Raw genomic sequence first — 18,470 nt, 5'->3', positions numbered from 1 at the left:
ACATCGACCATTGCACCGCGAGCCCACGGTTCGGCAGAGAGATGGAACAGCCGGCCCGCGTTGTCGTTGATGACATGAAGCCGCCCTTGACCCGCTCCGATGTCGAAGTTTCTGTGCATGCCGATATTGAACGGAGGGCGGCCGACCTTCGGCCGCGCGGCACGCGGCACGAAATCGAATACGCCGTCGTAATCCCGCGCCTTAGTGAAGAAGCTTACGAACCCCTTCGGCTGCCGCAGATCCATCGCCTGGTAGTCGCGGTCCCCCGTGCCGGCGGGAGCCGCACAGACGGTGCAGGCTGGGCTGTTTGGGACGGCTGTCTCGACATGCTGGCAATTCCCACACAAGCCGACCATGACAGGCGGTCCGAGCGGGTTGGAATCAGGAACCGCGAAAGGCCCTTGCCGGGTGTAGTGAGCGACACCGATCGCCGTGTGGATCGTACGCTCCTTAACGGTCTCGGCACCGGGGGCAAACATGCTGACGGCAAGTTCAAGATCCCGGTCGACCGTCTGGCGCGGCGGCCAGCTCTGGGGCTGCCTGTGATACAGGAGCCGCGCGCGCGTCGGGAATCCGAACATAGGCAGAATGCCCTTGTTCGCGAGCCGCTCGCTCAGCCCGTCCTGGACAAGGCTCGGGTCCTGCGCCGCCGCCGTCACTTCGCCGACCACGCTATTCATGATCCAGGCGACTGCATCAGCGCGATTGGACGAAGCTCCAAGGAGACGCGTCTGCGCCAGGAGGGCATCGCAAATCCGCTCGACCAGCGGCTGGTTGTTCGCAATCCACTGGCCAACGACGCTAGCCACATCGCCGGGTGCGTAGCCCGATGGAAGATTGTCCGGCGGCAGATTCCACGCCGCAGCGGTGCCAAACTCGCCATGCACGCTGTCGCCCGCTGTTCCGGCAAACAGGCCCAGTTCCGAGAAGGCCTCCCGCAGTACCTCCTTTGCAAGGACCCGCTTGAGAATTTGCAAGCGATTTGTGTCGACGTAGGGAGGCGGTGGCGGATCGGCGGTGATGCGCTCTGGACGCTGGAAATAATAATCGTCGTGGCTTCGGCCGCGGCACAGCGTGAGCGCAAGCGACAGTGCGGCGCCTCGGCGGCCGGCTCGCCCAACTCGCTGCTGGTAGTTGAAGCGCATCGGCGGCATGTTGGCCATCATCACGGCCAGCAGCGATCCGATATCGACGCCAGCCTCCATCGTCGTAGTGACGCTGAGCAGGTCGATATTGTCCGTCAGGCCCACCTCGTCCCCAACGGTGACGTTCTGGAACAGCCGCTGGCGGTCGCGCGCGACTCCCTTGTCCGTCTGGCCAGTCATCTCTGCGCAGTTCAGTCGGAAGATCGAACCGGCATCCAGCGCCAGCCAGCGGTAGTAGTCCGATTCCTGGCCGGCATCGTCGACACCGAGTTCAAGCGGCGCAGGCAGTGGCGTATTGCAGCCGCTGCAGATTCCGCCGCTCCGATGCAGGTGGATTCGGGAGCACCGCACGCATTCATAGTACTGCTGGCCCGGATCGGCCACGAAGAGCCCCCTGAACAGAAGTATTCCCTGGCTGAAGATCCCGGCACCGCTCAGCAGTGCAGTTACGTCCCGAACGAAATCGGCGGGTGAGATGGCGTTCGCATTCGCGACAGCCTCGAGATAGTCGCGCGCATATTTTGGAAGCTGGCTATCGTCCCCGGTCGCCCGGTGAGTGTCGATCCGGCGACGCTTGCCCAGCATCCTGATGCAGCTGTCGGCCGCCTCCTGATAGATTCCGCTCGGTGCCGGAAAGCTGAGCCGGTCGGTGGTTACGCACCCGAGTTTCAGCGATTCCAGGTCGCGCCTGCCGCCCGAAAACAGCGATTCTGCAACTGCCTCGCGTGCGGCATTCTGAATTCGGGTCCGGTGATCTGCTTCCTCAGGACTAAGTCCTGCCCTGTAGCTCGGCGGCACAAGGGCCCAGTCAAAGAGGCGTGGCCACTGCCCCTGATTTTCATCCAGGTCCGTCCACATGACGCTGCGGTCGACACCGCCAGGATTCATTCCCGTCATGAGCAGGTGCCGCGCCGCGTCCTCCTCCAGGTCAGTCACTCGCGACAGTCCCGATCTCGCGTGGCCGAGGGTACGGTCGGCAAGCTGCTGCATCGTCAGCCCGCCAACCGCCGATTGCATGGCTGCAGTCGCAGGGTTTTGCGAAGCTATGATGGCGAAGGCCTCGCTCTGGCGGCCCGTCGCAAAGGCGCTCGCCAGCGCCGCTTCATCGGCGCTCAGCGATACGCCCTTGACCTGCTTTTCGAAGGCGATCGCGGCCCCTGTACTGTCCTCCATTCCGCTGACCAGGGCTTGGCGCAGCGCATCGAGCCAATGGGATTTCGCGACGCCAACGGCAAGCTTCGCGGCATCCTGGCGGCTGTCTGAGAACAGCACCAGCTTCCGGCGCGGGTCCTCGACTGGCCGCCCCGCCTGAACCTCCGGAGGCGCTATCTTCCTGAGAAGCGAATCCGAGAGCACCTGCGCGACCTTCTGGAAGCCGGTCCGCTGGGTGCGGATCGGCGCCGAGCTTGCCATCCGGCTCCAGTCGGCCTCGCAGTGGGGACAGATCGACGGACGCTCATTCCGCACGCTCGGAGCCTGCGCCCGCTGCGGAACGGGATTCTGGTGAAGGTCCGGCACCTGGTACAGCCAGCCCGTAGCATCACCGCTTCGCCTCGCTACCTCGATCTCGCCGGTCCTGTGGTCGTAGCGCGCCATTCTCCAGTGGCGCTGCACGCTTTCCTGCCGCCACGATTGCCGCTGAGGCTGGCGCAGCGTTCCGTCCGCAAGTCTCGCAGGCCAGTAGACCGCGTAGTTGTCATAGTTGCGGTCGTTCGCTGAATGGTCTGGCGCCCTTTCAATGTTCGGATCATCGGGCACAAGCGACCAGCTGTTCTGGCCGAGTGTGCGGCGGTAGCCGCCGAGGAAGATGTCGCCGCAGGGTTCGCAGTACAGCATCTCGAGAACACGCGAGCCGCACTCGCACGTTGTTGTCGGCCGGTCGAACAGGCGCCCGACAGGTACATCGGGCTCATCAAAGTGTCCGCCGGAACACGCCGGATTCGTGCACGCCCATACCCCCTGGACGTTGCGAAAGAACAGATGGACTCGCGTCGGCAGAAGGGGAGTCCCGCCTGCCGTCTGGGCGGCAGACACCGACATGACCAGCGCCGCCGCTGCCTCCTGGGCGCGGCCACTCGGCTCTTCTGGAAACAGTGACCCGGCGAGAGCCGCGATCGTCTGCGGGACAACAGTCGGATTCTCGTCTGAGCCGTCGTTGCACGCAGCCCGGATTGCCTCCGCCGCACCGGCGGCATCCAGCACCGCCCCCAGTTGCCGGGAAGGCTCAAGACTGCTGTCGGGTCCATCGAGGGATGCTGCCGCCGCGAACGAAGCCACAGCAGCTTCCAGGTCGGAGTCCGATTCCGATACCGCGGCGCGCCCAAGGTCCAGGACCTGCTGCGCCAGCCCTGACAAACGCGTGACCGAGCCATCAGGCAGCGCTTCGGCACCGCCGCGGATGAGGGTGAACGGACGCGACCGCCCGAAAAACTGGCGAAGGTAGTCTTGAGCACGCGAGTCATCGTCACCAAGCGATGCGCTCGAGGCAAGGATGCGCAGCTGCGGATGGTCGGGATGCAGGCCGAGCCGTTCGTAAAGGACGCGGAGGATGTAGCCTACCTCCGTGCCGGGGGTTCCCCGGTAGGTATGCAGTTCGTCGACAACGAGATGAAAGACGCTTGCCGGATCCTCCAGCCAGGTTCGCGTGGCCGCAAAAATCTGATCCTCGATGTCGCGCATCAGCATGATGTTCAGCATGCTGTAGTTGGTGATCAGGATGTCCGGCGGCGCTTCCTGCATATCCCAGCGGCTCCACATTTCACCGCCATCAAAGCGCGGGAAAAAGCGCTGCGCGTCGGTCCCAGCCACCCGCGCCGCCAGCGAACTGAGCCGGCCCAGCTCCGTCCTCAGCTCCGCTTCCGCACCGTTGCGCTGGGAACTTCCGGGAATAGGAGTCCAGCCGGTGTACCGACCGAACCAGAACCGATGTCCTGGACGGTTTGCGTCGAACCAGCGGCGCACCCGGTCGCTGTCCAGGGCCTGGCGCAGGCGCGACATCTGGTCTTCGGCCAGCGCATTGAGCGGATAGAGCACGAGCGCCCTGATGGCAGCCTGCCGGCTTCCTGCCTCATGGGCCCGCTGGGAAATGCGCGGATGGTATACACGGTTTGCCGATCCCGCCGGCGGCGGCATCGACCACCAGTCGTTGCGCGGGGCAGCGGGGATCGCGGGCCAGCCGAGGGATTCGCGGACAAGTGCTGCGATGACGGGGAGGTAGATCGACTCGGTTTTACCCGACCCTGTTCCGGTAAGGATGACCGTGTCGGACTGGCGCGCCACGGTCGCATTCAGCATCTCCTCCTGATGGAGATACAGCTCGATGGGATCTGCTTCCCGCGGAAGGAACAAGCCTTCCTCGGCCAGCCCAGCCAGGTCGCCAATCGCTTGGGGAGACCATCCGCTGGCCCCGGCGAGCACATCGGACACTGCCGCCCGAACGTCGTGGCCGCTGAGCACGTAGCCAGGCTGGGGCTCGATCAGAGGCTCGCGATAAAGTACGCCATCCCGGTCGAGCAGCCTCCGGCGCGCTTGAACGAGGTCTTCAAAGCGCAAGTCGAAGGGGCTGTCAAAGTACCTGAGATAGGCGCTCTTCAGACTGTTGAATGTGTCGATTGGATTGCTCATTGCAGCCTCAGTCCTGTCAGCGCGAGGAAAAGCTTTAGGTGTCCCGGCCGGATGCCAGCAAAGCTGATCCGCATGGTATCGCGATCGAAATCCGGGAGGCGGCCACTGCAAAGCACCAGGCCGCGGGCCATGATGGTTGGCGGATAGAGCTGCACGGGGAGTGACAGCACGGAGCTTTCGGGCATCCACTGGACTGCCTTGCATTTTGCGGAGGAAGCCAGCCGGCCGACGCGGTCGTCTATGAGCGACGCAGCCGCCGGGCCGTTCTTGAGCAAGCTGATCCAGTCCCAGTCGCGCTTGATGCGAAAAAGGCCGCTTGCGGCAGCGGCGGCTTCCGGAAGCGTGGAAGGCACCCACTGCATTCGCGACCTCGAGAACCTGCGCACGGAATCGACCTTTCCTTCCACCATCGGAAACGGCGTGCGCGGCCACTGGCTGACCGATGGCGTACAGGCGAGCATGTGCAGTCCCGCCTCCCGCTGAAGCGGCAAGCCCGCAGCAAGCGCGACCTGGGCAAGGAGATCGGCGGACGAAGCCTTGACGGCAATGATGGACGGCCCTGCCCCCTGCCGCACCAGTTCGATCTCAGCGCCCTCCGCTGCGCTTGCAGTGTCCAGGCTTTGGAGAAGGGCTGGCGTCCGGGTGCCGCACAGCACTGCGCTTGCCACTGCCCCACCGGGCAGCCCCGCTAGCACCGGGGGCGCGACGCGCCATCCGTCGGTACCGATCCTCTCGGCGTGCCCGAGGGTCACCAGGTCGTCGACGGCGCGGCGGCTGTTGGCGCCAGCGGTCAGGACGGCGCTGAGATCGGCGATTTTGCCCGAGCGCCGGAAGGACATCCACTCGAGAACCAGATCGGTCATCTGCCGGCCTTCCGGTATCGGCGCGCCCGCTGCCGCGCCCTGCGCCAGGATTCCTGCCCAACGATGGATGCACTGGTGAGCGGAAGCCGCCGCGAGGCGGCGGTGCGAACCGCGGCCGCCCACTCCAAATCCATTTCCCGTGAAGGCGACCCTGGCAGCAGCGCAGCCAGCCAGTCGATGTGGCCCTGAGTGCGCCTTGGACCGGAAGACGAGACCAGAAAGGCAGGCATCTCGTGAAGCAGGCCGACCGAGACCGGGGCATCAGGCCTTGCCCTGAGGACCGAAACGCCGCGCCGAAGGCCCAGCGCGATCACGGTGGCCACAGTCTCGGCCGCCGCGACATGCTCGTTGTTAGGACCGAGAATGGCCGCACCGCAGATTTCCGCGCGCTCCCAGGGCGCTCCAGTCGAGTGCGCAAAGCGTTCTGGGTGGGCATCCCAGCGATCCCAGCCTCCGTCCAGCCACGGATCGGCGATGACCCTGTATGTCAGCGACGGGCCAGGAACGATATCGACAAGATGGTCTCCAGGCGCATCCCAGCCAGGCGCACGCCAGTAGCCGTCCTCCCCCATATCGGCGGAATTTCCGTCGATGCTGACCGAGGAGCCCACCGGAAAGGGCTCGATTTCGATCCTCGGCGGATTGCCCTGGGCGAAGGATCCAGAGCGAACCTGAAGGCCTCCAGACAACTGGATCACGGCTCCAATTCCAGGATCGAGCGCCTTGAGGCTAGATTCGACTGGAGACGCGGATGCGCGCACAGGACGATACCCGGAGAGCACCTTCCAGCCCGCTGGCACGCCAGTCCAGCCTTCGTGCGAAACCATTTCCGGCGATCCGCACGCAGCAGCGGCAGCCCGCACCACTGCCTCGTCGTCCTGGAGGCAGACGATCGTGCTGTCTGATGCCGTCGGTGCCGACCCAACCGAAATCATTCCTGGTCCGTCCCGCGACGCCGCGAAGATGTGAACGCGCCGTCCGCTCCGGAGCCACTGATAGCCCTCCTCGCAGTCGAGCCTCAGTTCGCCGGAGAGCAGCTCTGGAGTCCATTCGAGGTCGACATCGTCGTAGCGGTCCTCACTGTAAGCTCCGACCTCATCTCCCGTTCCCAACAGAAGAGTGACGCGTTCCGGGTAGCCAGGTGGCCTGGCCAGCACGGCGGCGAGGCCAACACTTCGACGGACCGGATGGATCATCAAGCGAAGCCTGGCCTCGGCAGGCGTGCGCAGCGCCGCTTCGGCGCCCCCCCCTTTCGGCCCGGTGCCAGATGGAGGCAGAGCGGCTCTCCGCTGTCCGCGCCTGTCACGATGCTGAGCTGGCCTGGACGGATGCCGCCTTATTGGCATCGCGACGGCATCGATGTCGAGCTCTTCAGTGGGCTCGGCCGGGGCGAGACGGGTCTCCGGATCAGCGGCCGAGCCCGATGCTGCCGATTCAGTTGCGGCAGCGGTACCAGGCCCTTCCGGCGCAGATTGCCCAGCGTCCCCGAACGTGGCCGCGAGGTCTCCGGTTGAGGCCGCGTTGGACTCGGGTTCCGGCGCGGCCGCAGCTTCGGCCACCTGAGATTCTGACCAAGCGCCGTCCACGCCCATTCCGGTTTCAGCCGGCTGAGACTCATTAGCCTCTTCAGCGGAGCCCTCCTGGGCGGCATACCCATCCTGGAAGAGCGGCTCGCCTTCTACGGAAACTGCCGAGCCTGAGCCGCTGCGCTGTCCGTCCGCCTGCCAAGTTGCAAAAGCGGGTTCAGCCATCTCGGGATCGGAGGCCGCTTCCTCCGGTTGCGCATCAGGCGCCTCTGCCGCGAGAGGCAACCCGACACTGCCGTCCTCGGGGAGTGTCGAGACCTCTGCATCGGAGGGGCTGCGATTATCCAGCGTTTCGATGGCTGGGAAACCTGCATTCCCAGAGGGAACAGCCACGTCCGTGCCGGCGCAGTTCCCGCCATTCGAAGAACCGGGCTCAGCATTTTGGGCAGGTCCTGCAGGTTCCGGACGGTCCAGGGGGACGAGCTCCACTGCATCGGAGGGGCTGCGATCATCCAGGCTTTCGATGGCCAAAGGCCCTGCATCTGGAGCGGGAACATCCACGTCAACGCTGCCGCTGCTCCCGCCATCCGAAGAACCGGGCTCAGCATTCTGGGCAGGTTCTGGAGATCCCGGACCGTCCATGAGGACGGGCTTCACTGAATCGCCTGGCTCCGGGTTCTCGACGGCCTCGGCTGGGCCAGGCATCGGTAGCCGAGACGTGGCCGGAGCGCTGACAGGCGCTGGCGGCCCATCGCCCGAACTTCCTGAGGATTCAGGTTCCTCTGCGCCCCTGGCTCGGTCTTCCGGCATGACGGAGTGCGACCGATGCACTGGCCGAATTGGTTCCGCAGCGCGATGATTGCGCGGCCGGCTGCGTCTGACGAAGAACCGTAGACCGAGCGCCAAGGCCGCCGCGGCGCCCGCAATCGACAGGAAAATCTGCACCCCCAACATGCGAAGCTGCTACCCGCCCATTGCCGCCGCTGCTGCGAGAAGGCCTTCCGCTTCCCGCGCGATTGCAAATCCGCGCTGTGGCGGCCGCGCATTGCCGTATTGCTAAGCAGCGGCCGATCGGCTCCGCGGACAACAGAACCGCCGTGAAAAGGTGGCAGGCAGACGGCTTCGCACGCGCCAATCGGTCGGTCGCAAGCAGGATGGCTCCCCTCGGACAAATCACGATGTGTCTGTGCCAGTACAGAGCTGGACAGCTTTTTCGGATCGTGCCACCACCATTTATGGCCCGCAATGCCGTTCCAAAGCTTCTTGGCCAGCGGCCAGAGCGAGACCTCAAGACTAAGCAATTTGTGCATACCCCCCAGTACGCATATCCCCACAAGTACACTTGCAGACACCAAAGCACCGATCGCACTGCTGGTCCACAGCGGCACCTGCATTGGTTACGATATCCGATTCGTTCCGTTTCATTCAGAAATATTGGCGACCAGTTGTTGCCATGATCAGATGCACTGAGCCGGAAGGCGGGTGCCAGAGTATTTTGAGGTCGTATCCACGATCTGCTCGCCCTGCTCGACGGGCTCTCGTGATCTCGAAGGACACCTCCGAAATGCGACACCAGTCAGCAATCGGCCTGGATAAGCCGATCGCCGCCGCTCGGGAGGTCGGAGCTTCGTCGTTCGTCGCGTTTTCCGCTATCCAGCGTCGCCGCCCACGACATGCGGCAGGCCATAAAATGAGAGCTGAGACAGCCCAGGGCCTCGCTCAAAGCGACTCGGATGACGGAAAGTCATCGAAGCCATCCGGCAGGTCTAAGGGCTGCTCATTCGTCGGATTGACGTTTGTGCCGACCGTCCGAAGCATCGGCACGCCTCCGATACCAGTGCTGCCGACCTTGGCAGTCCGTGTAATGAGACGATGGTTTTTCACTTCGCCGAGGTACCGTCCCTTCAGGTCGAAAACCTCGTTCCGGCGGCGATATCCGACATGCCGACCGTCCTTCGAATAGAGCGCGTCGTCATGGAACCAGCCGAAATATTCGCCGTTCCAGCGGTGCACGAAATTCATCGGTTTGCCTTTTCCCGGTGCTTCGCTTGCCAGATTTCAATCTTGCGGCTCATTGGCCAGCGCAATCGTACGCCTCGTCTCGATGACGCGATTGACATTGCCCTGCGTCTCATTGCCGATGTTGAGCGCGATGAGCTGCCCACCACGCACGTTCTGCTTGGCGGACCCTGTGGGCCGGAAGCCTCAGATCCTCCATGTAGATGGTACCCGAAATGCCGCTCCACGATCCCCAGGTGATGCCGTTCGAAAAGCCGATCATGCCGGCCTGTTCATCGGCGCTGTCGAGCTTCCATCCAATCTGCAGAACCGCCTTCGCCGCCAGCTTCACGAGCAGCGCCTTAGTGCCGATGAATGTCGAATTTGGCTGAAGCCGCACCGCCGTCGGCAGGGCTGTGATGTTGGCCGTTGCTGCGACAGGTGCACCGCAGCCTATACAATGCGGTGCCCTGTCCGAGATTTCACGGCCGCATTTCCCACAAGTGACAAGCGCCATTTTGCTTTCCTCCGACCCGGGAGAGACATTTGCGCAACTTGAAATCACACGCAAACTAGCTGCGATCCGCAGCCTTATGTCGTTCAAGCAGCTCGCGGTCCGCTGGGGTCACTCGCACCCTTCGACCGTTTTGATTGCCATCGCTGAGCGCAAACCAGACGAGCTTGACATCGACTTTAAGCTCGTTCGCGATCTGCCCGAACGATAAGGTCTGCCAGTCATATGGGCAGTCTGCGAGAATCTCGTTGGCGCGGCGCTCGATCTTGTCGATGGTCCGGTTTCGGTCGGCAACGCGTTGCGCCTTGGCCAAATCACGGCCGTGGTAGGCTGGCTCCCGACTCGCTCGTATCGGAATCGTGGTCATCTGCGTAGGCTACGCCCACTTTCGTCCTTGCCGTCCAATCGGCTTTTCAGCGTTGGTGGCCTCGGCGATGCGTTCCATTTCACCGATCAGCCAAGCCCATGCATGGAGATACTTCGCGCGAAATTCGAGATAGGCGGCGACATCGTCGATGACGATCGAGGCGAGCAAGCGAGAGCTGTCATAGTACTCAACCAGGTGGCCGCGGCTGCCCGCATTATAGACACTGACCGAATCGACATCCTGGCCGAACTGATGATCCAGGTGGACACCGTGGCGGCTTAAGACCTCTCGCGTATCGCCGCCATGCTCGTTGCCATCGCGCAAAATGACCTGATACCACTCCGGCACCTCGCAATGCCGGAGGGAAATACCATCGAAGTGAAGAAAGCCATCCATGATCGCATTCCTGAGTTGATTCGGGGATTGATCATGACTCGGCACCTGCGTCTCAGCGAGGGGAACTCTTGGAAATTTAACGATTCGCTATGCCGCTACTCGCTTTTCGAGCGTCTCGATCAAAGAGGCGACCGACTGGGCGACCGCGAATGCCAGGGGCGGAGGCACCGCCTCGCTGACCTGGTCAATCTGGGACGACAGCGAACCCAGCAACTCGTATTCGTGCGGGAAGCCCTGAAGCCGCATGGCCTCGTAAACGCTGAGCCGGCGATGGCATCTAGGATGGACGTGCACCTCGCGATGGCCGTAAGCGACGGTGATGCTTGGCCTATCCCATGCAAGCGTTTTGAAGCTCCGGTGGCTGCTTTCTCCGGCTTTCAGGCCGCCATTGGAAAATCGGGGCGATTTCGGCACCATGCACCAATGGTTGCGATGGTGCGGAAAGGTCCCTGGATCGGCATTCTTTGTGAAGTGGGCGGGCTCTGGCAGTCCATCTAATGCGGATTTGACTGAACGCGCCTCGGCACCTTTGGTGGATGCCGCGGGCTTCTCCCAGACAGCGCTTCCAAACAGCGTCCTGTTCAGCCCTACTATAAACAGCCGCTCCCTGTTCTGTGGAGTGTCATAGTCGACTGCGTTCAGCAATTCCTCGGAAACATGAAACCCGGCATCGGAGAGCGCCTTCTTGAACAGTACCAGCCGATGCGCGTGCATACCGCTCCGGAGACCCTTCACGTTTTCCATAACGAAAAACTTCACAGGCTTGCGTTGGTTCAGCCGGCCAAGAAGGCGTGCGTAGGCCAGCGGCAGATGGTGCCTCGGATCGTCGTCGGAGATTGAACGGTTGGCCTGGCTGAAACTCTGGCAGGGAGGCCCTCCGATCACGCCGTCAGGCGTGAACTCGCCACCCCACATTTCATCCAGGACATCAAGCGTAAGCAAGTCCACGTCCAACTGATGGCCGTGCACGTTTTCGGGCCGATTGTGGTTATAGGACCGGACACTGTCAGCCTTCTTGTCAAAGGCAAGTCCAATCTCGAATTCAGCGCGTTCGAACCCTAGATCGAGGCCCCCTGCACCGCAAAAAAGGCTCAGCAGCAAATGCGAACTCCTTGCTCCTGATCCAAGCTTCGCGGGCAGCTGAGATTATCCCGATTCGCTGAAAATGCTACAAGAATACTCGACACTCGACAGGAACGCACAGATTCCGATCTGTCTATATCGTCTGTATGTCTTTCAATATGGCCGTTTCAGCGGGGATGAAGTTGCCCAAACGCGACTTTTCGACCACTTAAGGCCGACTAGCCGCATCACATGTGCCTCGGCGGCAACCAGTCCCGTTTGGGCCGCGAGCCGCTCGGCGGCTTGGCACATTTACTGGGGCGGTGCCCCGTCTGACCTGAAGATCGCGACCAGCGGTTTTCCGTTGGCGCGCCCTTGGCACTTCAGGGTCATCGGGCCCTTGTACGGATTGTTGAAAGTACATTTGCCGGACGCGGAAGCCTGGCTCGGCGGGACGCCTTGAATGCCCAAATTCAGGTGGATCCGCTGTATCTTGATCGCGTCGCTGTCGGGGGTCGGATTTGGCAGATCGGCACCCACTATAGTCAACACAGCGTCGTTTCTAAGGGTGAAGTGGAACAGGACTCGGTTCCCGCTCATAGTGCTGCTCGATAGGACAGGCCGACAGTAGGGCGAGATGTCTTTTCCCAGAGCGACCAGCTTGAGGCAGTTCCCGTTCAAGGTCAGCAGGGACAAAAGATCATCGCTGGCAGCTCGCGCCGATACCGGATGATACACAGCCATAGTTGCCGCTATCGCCCACAACGCGCCCGCAATCCTGATTTGCATGCCCCGAGTCTCCCAAGCGGGCGAACCATCGCGCCGGCGCGACCGGGGTGTCAAGCAACGCGCGCCTGGTGGGGAATAGAACGCACGAAAACCCGTCGCCTTCCCTGGGGGTCGCCTGGTAAGCATGAAAACTCAAAGCCCTGCCGCCTGCTTGCCATAGGATTGCGACGGCTGGCTTGGCCGGGCGAAGCCCCAGTCGGCAACCTTGCCGAATCCGGCGTGCTCGCAAACGAGGCCTAGAGGTCCGTGATCACGCGGCGGCGCAAGCTCTCCGGGGCGGGCAGGCTCGTCGCTTATCGATGGCTGACCTTCCTCTTCATCGCGTCCAATTGCTCCTGAAGCCGGCCGTTGAGCATGATCATCGCCTTCAGGGCCTTCATCGAATCCTTCTCCGAACTGGCGAACTGCGGGGACAAGCGACCTCCCACCGGAACAAACCCCATGGGATCCTCGAGGCCCGGCAGGTTCAAGGGACTAGCAACAGGCTTCCCATGCTGCGTCCGGCTTCGAGGTCGGCATGTGCCTGCGCTGCGTCTTGCAAAGCATAGGTGGCACCGATCGTGCTGGCGATGCCGAGTCGCATTGCCGCCACGACGGCTTCCGCCGCGACGCGATAGAGCTTCATGTCGGCCGAATAAGCCATGAAGCTCGGACGCGCCAGCGACAGCGAGCGGCGCGGGCCAACCTCCTCGATGTTGAGCGGTGCGATAGGGCCGGCCGCCTGGCCGATGCTGGCGACGATGCCGAACGGCCGCACGCAGGCAAGCGTCTTCAGGAGCATGTCGCCGCCGATGCCGTCATAGGCGGTGTCGACGCCGCGACCGTCGGTCAACCTTCTGACATGGCGCGTCTTTCTGCGATCCTTGACCGTGCCAAGTCCGAAGATTCCGTGTCGGAAACCGTCGACTCGAAGGACGCAGCGACGGTGTTTCCGAGCCTTGTGCAGGGCTTGGGGTTCCAGTTCGCGATTGCCAGGGTCCAAGGGCATATCCAACCCGAAGCGGAAAGATCGCTCGCGTTCTATCTGCAAGGGCTCATGTCAGGGCAGGCAGCCACGGATCGCGCATGGGCAACGATCGAAACCGCGAAAAAGAAACGTAGATCGGATGTAGGGGAAAAGCGGCGCGCATCTGCCACAGCCGGCAAGGTGCCCCATTAGTGGCCTCGGCTTCGCAAGGTTGTAGCGGCCGAAGCCCGGAATTCATTCGTCAGGTCCGCCGGCACCATGGAGACGGCGAGCAGGGTCCCGAATTGGGCGATCTGGGATCATCGAGCCATAGCGCCGCACGCGTTCAACGCCTTATCGAAAGCATCCGATGACACTGACCTACGCACATCACACAAACGCCTACCGCCTGACTACACAGGCAGAAGAGGCGGCCAGACCCGCGATCGAAAATCTCCAGGGCTGGCACGAGGCTGTCAGCGAAATCCACACTTGGCCGGAGTATGAACCCCAGCCGCTACGTACACTCGATGCAGCTGCCGTCCGCATCGGCGTAGGCAAGATCTACTACAAGGACGAGAGCGAACGGTTCGGGCGCGGTCTCGCGAGCTTCAAGGCCCTCGGCGCACCCTACGCGGTGGCGCGGCTTCTGATCGACGAAGTTGAAGGTGTCACGGGCAAGCGTCCAACGACCGAGCAACTGCGGTCCGGCAAGTTTCGCTCAATCACCGAGCGCATCACGGTCTGCGTCGCGACGGACGGGAACCAGGGGCGTGGGCTCGTCTATGGCGCCAAGGTCTTCGGTTGCCGATGCGTGGATTACGTTCATGGGCACGTCAGCGCTGGCCGAAAGGACGCAATGGAGCGGCTAGGCGCGATCGTTATTCGGATCGACGGCGAGTATGAGGCTTCCGTCGCCCGCGCGAAGGAAGATGCCCGGATCAACGGCTGGCATTTCGTCAGCAGCACGTCGTGGGACAATTTCAAATCCCCGATCGCTCGCTACGTTATGAACGCTTACATGGTCATGGTCGAGGAAGCGTTGGACCAGATCCCCGACCTCCGAAGTATCACGCATGTGTTCATGCAGGGCGGGGTTGGAAGCATCGCGGCTGCGGTGTTTCTCGGCTTCCAGCAAAGGCTGAAGTTTGCCTTGCCGCGCTTTGTCGTAATTGAACCCAATGAGGCGGACTGTCTGTTTCAGAGCGCCAAAAACAACCGCCCCACGCCCTCCGAAGGCTCGCTCAAGACGATCATGGCGGGGCTGGCCTGCCGCGAGGTGTCTCCGGCGGCATGGGCGATCCTCGAATGGCTTGGGAGCGACTATCTTCGAATTCCGGACTTCTGGGTCGAGGACGCCATGAAGTCGCTTGCGCGCGGCAACGGCGATATTCCCGTTGTCAGCGGGGAATCCGCCGCCGGCGGCATGGGCGTACTGCTGAATGCGGCTTCGGACGACTTGCTGAGAACGGCGCTCTCTCTCAATGGAGACAGCCAGATTGTCTTGTTCGGCTGCGAGGGAGCAACCGATCCGGCGATCTACGAGCGCATCGTCGGATCGAGCCCGGACGCTGTGTTCGCTCGACGGGATGATTTCGTGACTGGACTTCAACACGCAGATTTCAGGCGGGGATGCGCGCGTACTTGATCCAACAGTCCCACGCATCGCGGGCCGCTACGGCCGTCGCTCCACCGTCGTGACCAGCCAGCTCCCGGTCTCGACTTCCACAGGCTTTATCGGCATCCATATCCGCATGTCCCGCATAGGACCCAGTCAAGATGCATGTGACTGTCGATATGGCCTCATGGTTCCTCTTTTCTCTCGGGCCTGACTAACGGTCGCTATCAGCGCATTTGTCGAGGAACGACTTCAGGGCCGCTGTGACGCTCTTGCCCAGCGTCACCGTTGTCGATTGCCCCGCCGAAGGTTTGAACTCGATCGGCCTGTCGGCCGTGAGAATCTGCATCACGCGCCCATTCGGCTCGATGGACGTCAACAGCATAGCGCCTCCCGTCATCTCAAAGTCGGGACTTCGCACGGAAACGCCGTCCACGCGAGTGGAGAGCGTTCCGGTTCGAAGCGAGAGGCTGACGGGCTCGTGCTCTCCCTTGCCCAGTCCCAATTCGCCACCGATCCTGATGTCCAGCATCTGCGAATGGATGCACGTCAGGTAAAGCAGGGGATCGGTCTCCGGCTCTTTGGACCACACGCCTATCGAGACAAGTTTGAGCGGTCCGGCGCCGAATTTCTCGGCAGCATGTGCGGCAGGAACCATTGCAGCAAGGCCAAGGGCGAAGAGCGTGATCGAGAATACCACGCCATTGAGGGGATCGCGGTAGTTTTGGGGCTGTGTCATTGGCTGAGCGGTCCATCATGGAGAATCTGCAAATCGTGCGCTCGCGGCTTGCTCAGTTCGGCGACCGTCGCGAACGAATGGCATCCCATAAATGGTGATCGTCATCGGATGAACCACTCAGCGAACAATGATATTCCGAGGAAGAACACAGCGCCGATCCAGATCAATGGGGTAGCCAGATTTCTGTAGAATCTCGCTCTGGGGTCTGCGCCCGGTTTCATGCCGATGACACCGTAAGCCAGAATGGCGAGGCCGGTGGCGCCAAGCAGGAGGCAGGCCGAGCCTCCAATTGCCCACATGCCGCGTAGATGGAGGCTCTCAAAATTTTTGAGGCGCCAAGGCCCCACGCGGTAGGGCATGACCAGGTCATCGGCGATGACACCGTGTATCGTGTAGGCGGCGATCGCAACTGCGACGGTAAACCCGATCAGCTTGCGTATTTCAGTTGGCGGAGGCCGCAAACAGCTTCTCCCATTGCTCCGCATGGCCGCTGGCGCGCGCCGCGTCGTCCCATTCCAGCTTCGCGCACTTGCGAAGCGTCTGGCAGTTGCCGGGATCGCTGGCCATGCACAGCGTCCCCTTGCCGCCCGCCAGTTTGAACGTTGCCTTGTCCAAAGGATCGGCCGCCAGCGAATGCGGCGCCCCCTCGAACACATCGCATGTCATGTCGGCCTTGCAGCGCATGAACTGGCGAGGTTCAAGCCGTTCATCTTCGCCTCCGACAAGGTATTCGACCAGCCCGTCCGGGTGGACGATGTACGGGCTGGTCGAACACATCAGGTGCATGACATCGGGCGTGGCATCGACGTCATCGGGCGGCCCGAAGGCCCACATGCCGGCCGTTCCGTCCGCCAGTTGAGTGGCATCTTGCTGCGGCTGCAAGGTATAGATGATGCCCATCGCGCCGTGCGGCCTCACCACGATTCTTGCATCGTCGGTGAAGCCGACGCCGTAGCCCTCTGACAGGCTGTTCAGCTTGACGATCTGCTTCCCCAAAGAGGCGTCCCAGATACGCACGTAAGCGTCGGACGAGCCTGTGGCGATGCGGGCGCCGTCCGGACTGAACGCCGCGGACAGTACTTTTTCGATGCCGTCTTCCTTCAAGGTCGCTGTCTCCGCGCCGCTGGCTGCATCGAACACGCGCGCAATGCCGTCGTCCGCGCCGGTCACGATACGCTTGCCCTCACGGTCGAATGCCGCCGCCCCCACGTCGGCCTGATGCCGCAGCGTCGCGATCTCGTGCCCGCCCGCTGCCTCCCAAACCCGCGCCGTCTGGTCTCGCGCGACCGTCAGGATGCGCGCTCCGTCCGGACTGAAGCGAGCGCTGCTGACGGCTTTCTCGTGCCCTTCCAGCTTTGCGATTTCCTTGCCGGTGGCGACATCCCATACCCGTGCGGTTTTGTCGTGCGCAGCGGTAACAACACGACCTCCGTCGGGACTGAAACTCGCATCGGTCATCGTATCGGTGTGTCCGTCCAGGATGGAGATCTCTCGTGGGCCTTCGATTTGCCAGACCGCCGCCGTATCGTCCTTTCGCAGCACGACGATGTACCTGCCGTCAGGGCTGAATGGCATTCGGGGTGCTTCCCGAATGAGCGATTGTCCGTCCAAGGGGATCGCCGAGATCTCCTTCGAAAAATCGGCGGTATTCCAAATCTGCAATTGGTTCCTTGTCTCCACCATCAACATCGAGCCGTCTGGGCTCCAGGCGACCGAGGACGCCTCGTCCTTCACTTCGGCCATTTGCTTACCGTCGGATGTATCAAGAATGATCGTACCGGCATCGGTGGCGAATGCGATTCGGTCGCCGGTAGGGCTGAAGCTGGCGGCATAGACTGCCTGATCGACATTGAACTGACTCACTGCATAGGTTTCTGTAGCGAATGCGGCGCCCGCAGGAAGCGTCGCGGCCAACCATAGACCCAGCAGGATCGGCATGCGTTTCGGGAGAATTGCCACGCTTGCCTCCATAGGATGGCGCAACTGGAAAACCGTGACGACATGAATCGCCTTGCTGTAGCGGCTGAAGGCAACTAATTCCGATCCCTCGGTGCGCCACACCTGGAACGCTGAAATCATTCGAATTTAGGGGCGATCTTAGGGGCCGCTAACGCCGTTCGACACTATCATTCGATAGTGGCCCAGTGACCGTGACTAGCATTCATTGAGCCGGGAGCCGAAAATCACAAAGGCGTTCGCCATGCCGAACACTGGTTGTCGGTTTTCCTGACGGCTTGTCTGTTGCCGTTCGCCGGTCCGACTGCCGTCCAGGCTGAAAAGTACCCTGCCAGCGACGAGCCGATCTTTTTCGAGGACTTGCAGGCAACCACCGATTGCCTGTCCGCGCACGCGTTGCATGAGCAATGTGCTTGGGGCTCCAGCGGAGACGCGGAGCTTTCGGGCGCGGTCATCGAGAAATGCGAAGCGGTCTTTATGCAACACCTGCGCCGCAGCCAGCTTCATCTCTACAGGCACCGCGGCGCACGATGCGATGCCGCCTACGACCACCGATACTCGATGGGGCCATTTCAGGCCTCGATGTGCCGCGAAGACCTCGCGGTTCGTTACTTCCGGACCTTTTCGCGCGGCCCCGGCCAAGCATCACCAAAATGGCCCGGACCTGCTCCCTCCTAGGAATGATGCCCGCAGATCAACGATGATGAGGCCGCACATCAGCTCGATATAGAGAGCAGGAGGGCGACGAGCTGCGCTTGGCTGCCCACATTCGTCTTGGCGAATATCCGGTTCAAGTGCCCTCGCAAGTTGCCGATCGTAATGCCGAGGGCTCCGGCGATCTCGAACGATTCCTTGCCGGCCGCCAGAAGTTCGGCGATTTGCGTTTCGCGCGGAGTGAATCCGAATGCCGCGCAGACACTTGCCAGC

The 18,470-nt window shown here is 62.2% G+C and carries 18 protein-coding genes; 2 read left to right on the top strand and 16 right to left on the bottom strand.

All coding sequences use genetic code 11. The annotated features are described in order from the left end of the window. The 11 genes from EOD07_RS02505 to EOD07_RS02460 form a co-directional block, all read right to left on the bottom strand. Nucleotides 1–4,769: DEAD/DEAH box helicase (locus EOD07_RS02505; protein WP_127233823.1), on the bottom strand; the 4,769-nt coding region annotated here is incomplete at its 3' end. Continuing rightward, entirely contained in the window at nucleotides 4,766–5,632 is an 867-nt protein-coding gene (locus EOD07_RS02500; protein WP_164772035.1) for a hypothetical protein, read from the bottom strand. The genes EOD07_RS02500 and EOD07_RS02505, both read right to left, overlap by 4 nt. After that, nucleotides 5,629–7,689 carry a hypothetical protein gene (locus EOD07_RS02495; protein WP_127233822.1) on the bottom strand — a complete coding sequence of 687 codons (2,061 nt, stop codon included), beginning with the start codon at nucleotides 7,687–7,689 and terminating at the stop codon, nucleotides 5,629–5,631. The genes EOD07_RS02500 and EOD07_RS02495 overlap by 4 nt, the downstream gene beginning before the upstream one ends. 1,188 nt (nucleotides 7,690–8,877) lie before the next feature. After that, nucleotides 8,878–9,180: a 4-fold beta flower protein gene (locus EOD07_RS02490; protein WP_127233821.1), complete on the bottom strand. Its 303-nt coding sequence runs from the start codon at nucleotides 9,178–9,180 to the stop codon at nucleotides 8,878–8,880. A 109-nt stretch (nucleotides 9,181–9,289) separates the two neighbouring features. After that, nucleotides 9,290–9,673, bottom strand: a complete 384-nt coding sequence (locus EOD07_RS02485) for a zinc-ribbon domain-containing protein (protein WP_127233820.1) — start codon at nucleotides 9,671–9,673, stop codon at nucleotides 9,290–9,292. Between the two features lie 55 nt (nucleotides 9,674–9,728). After that, nucleotides 9,729–10,037, bottom strand: a complete 309-nt coding sequence (locus EOD07_RS02480) for a hypothetical protein (protein WP_127233819.1) — start codon at nucleotides 10,035–10,037, stop codon at nucleotides 9,729–9,731. 9 nt (nucleotides 10,038–10,046) lie between these two features. Continuing rightward, nucleotides 10,047–10,433 (bottom strand): hypothetical protein, encoded by a 387-nt coding sequence (locus EOD07_RS02475; RefSeq protein WP_127233818.1) that lies wholly within the window; start codon nucleotides 10,431–10,433, stop codon nucleotides 10,047–10,049. Between the two features lie 87 nt (nucleotides 10,434–10,520). Next, a complete protein-coding gene (locus EOD07_RS02470) occupies nucleotides 10,521–11,534 on the bottom strand; it encodes a DNA cytosine methyltransferase (protein WP_127233817.1) in 1,014 nt (337 codons plus the stop codon). A gap of 273 nt (nucleotides 11,535–11,807) precedes the next feature. Further along, nucleotides 11,808–12,284: a hypothetical protein gene (locus EOD07_RS02465; RefSeq protein WP_127233816.1), complete on the bottom strand. Its 477-nt coding sequence runs from the start codon at nucleotides 12,282–12,284 to the stop codon at nucleotides 11,808–11,810. 293 nt (nucleotides 12,285–12,577) lie between these two features. Beyond that, nucleotides 12,578–12,754: a hypothetical protein gene (locus EOD07_RS37510; protein WP_164772033.1), complete on the bottom strand. Its 177-nt coding sequence runs from the start codon at nucleotides 12,752–12,754 to the stop codon at nucleotides 12,578–12,580. Next, entirely contained in the window at nucleotides 12,751–13,116 is a 366-nt protein-coding gene (locus EOD07_RS02460; protein ID WP_245469781.1) for a zinc-binding dehydrogenase, read from the bottom strand. Before EOD07_RS02460 ends, EOD07_RS37510 begins: the two co-directional genes overlap by 4 nt. A 9-nt stretch (nucleotides 13,117–13,125) precedes the next feature. Between EOD07_RS02460 and EOD07_RS38350 the strand changes: the two genes are divergently transcribed. Together EOD07_RS38350 and EOD07_RS02455 are read left to right on the top strand one after the other, a co-directional pair. Beyond that, nucleotides 13,126–13,443, top strand: coding sequence for a hypothetical protein (locus EOD07_RS38350; RefSeq protein WP_245469779.1), 318 nt, complete (start codon nucleotides 13,126–13,128; stop codon nucleotides 13,441–13,443). Nucleotides 13,444–13,600: 157 nt separating this feature from the next. Further along, the gene (locus EOD07_RS02455) at nucleotides 13,601–14,878 is read left to right on the top strand and encodes a diaminopropionate ammonia-lyase (RefSeq protein WP_127233814.1); all 1,278 of its coding nucleotides are present in this window, start codon (nucleotides 13,601–13,603) and stop codon (nucleotides 14,876–14,878) included. Between the two features lie 184 nt (nucleotides 14,879–15,062). On the opposite strand, the gene EOD07_RS02450 is transcribed toward EOD07_RS02455, so the two are convergent. The 5 genes from EOD07_RS02450 to EOD07_RS02430 form a co-directional block, all read right to left on the bottom strand. Then, the gene (locus EOD07_RS02450) at nucleotides 15,063–15,587 is read right to left on the bottom strand and encodes a hypothetical protein (RefSeq protein ID WP_127233813.1); all 525 of its coding nucleotides are present in this window, start codon (nucleotides 15,585–15,587) and stop codon (nucleotides 15,063–15,065) included. Between the two features lie 101 nt (nucleotides 15,588–15,688). Further along, complete coding sequence (locus EOD07_RS02445) at nucleotides 15,689–16,048, bottom strand: hypothetical protein (RefSeq protein WP_127233812.1); 360 nt, start codon at nucleotides 16,046–16,048, stop codon at nucleotides 15,689–15,691. Then, on the bottom strand, nucleotides 16,029–17,666 hold the full coding sequence (locus EOD07_RS02440; RefSeq protein ID WP_127233811.1) for a WD40 repeat domain-containing protein: 1,638 nt from the start codon (nucleotides 17,664–17,666) through the stop codon (nucleotides 16,029–16,031). The genes EOD07_RS02445 and EOD07_RS02440 overlap by 20 nt, the downstream gene beginning before the upstream one ends. Before the next feature lie 75 nt (nucleotides 17,667–17,741). Then, entirely contained in the window at nucleotides 17,742–18,050 is a 309-nt protein-coding gene (locus EOD07_RS02435; RefSeq protein WP_127233810.1) for a hypothetical protein, read from the bottom strand. Between the two features lie 209 nt (nucleotides 18,051–18,259). Then, the coding region (locus tag EOD07_RS02430) for a helix-turn-helix transcriptional regulator (protein WP_164772034.1) at nucleotides 18,260–18,470 on the bottom strand (211 nt) is incomplete at its 5' end.

The sequence above is a fragment of the Mesorhizobium sp. M2C.T.Ca.TU.002.02.1.1 genome (assembly GCF_003997225.1).
This window is presented reverse-complemented; position numbering and strand designations above follow the sequence as displayed.

Excerpts from the sequence above, each read along its gene's own strand:
- EOD07_RS02490 (WP_127233821.1), bottom strand. The coding sequence starts at position 9,180 with ATGAATTTCGTGCACCGCTGGAACGGCGAATATTTCGGCTGGTTCCAT.
- EOD07_RS38350 (WP_245469779.1), top strand. The coding sequence starts at position 13,126 with ATGGCGCGTCTTTCTGCGATCCTTGACCGTGCCAAGTCCGAAGATTCC.
- EOD07_RS02440 (WP_127233811.1), bottom strand. The coding sequence starts at position 17,666 with ATGATTTCAGCGTTCCAGGTGTGGCGCACCGAGGGATCGGAATTAGTT.
- EOD07_RS02435 (WP_127233810.1), bottom strand. The coding sequence starts at position 18,050 with ATGAAGCTGGCTGCGGCGCAGGTGTTGCATAAAGACCGCTTCGCATTT.
- EOD07_RS02480 (WP_127233819.1), bottom strand. The coding sequence starts at position 10,037 with ATGACCACGATTCCGATACGAGCGAGTCGGGAGCCAGCCTACCACGGC.
- EOD07_RS02475 (WP_127233818.1), bottom strand. The coding sequence starts at position 10,433 with ATGGATGGCTTTCTTCACTTCGATGGTATTTCCCTCCGGCATTGCGAG.
- EOD07_RS02500 (WP_164772035.1), bottom strand. The coding sequence starts at position 5,632 with ATGACCGATCTGGTTCTCGAGTGGATGTCCTTCCGGCGCTCGGGCAAA.
- EOD07_RS02485 (WP_127233820.1), bottom strand. The coding sequence starts at position 9,673 with ATGGCGCTTGTCACTTGTGGGAAATGCGGCCGTGAAATCTCGGACAGG.
- EOD07_RS02465 (WP_127233816.1), bottom strand. The coding sequence starts at position 12,284 with ATGCAAATCAGGATTGCGGGCGCGTTGTGGGCGATAGCGGCAACTATG.
- EOD07_RS02450 (WP_127233813.1), bottom strand. The coding sequence starts at position 15,587 with ATGACACAGCCCCAAAACTACCGCGATCCCCTCAATGGCGTGGTATTC.
- EOD07_RS02455 (WP_127233814.1), top strand. The coding sequence starts at position 13,601 with ATGACACTGACCTACGCACATCACACAAACGCCTACCGCCTGACTACA.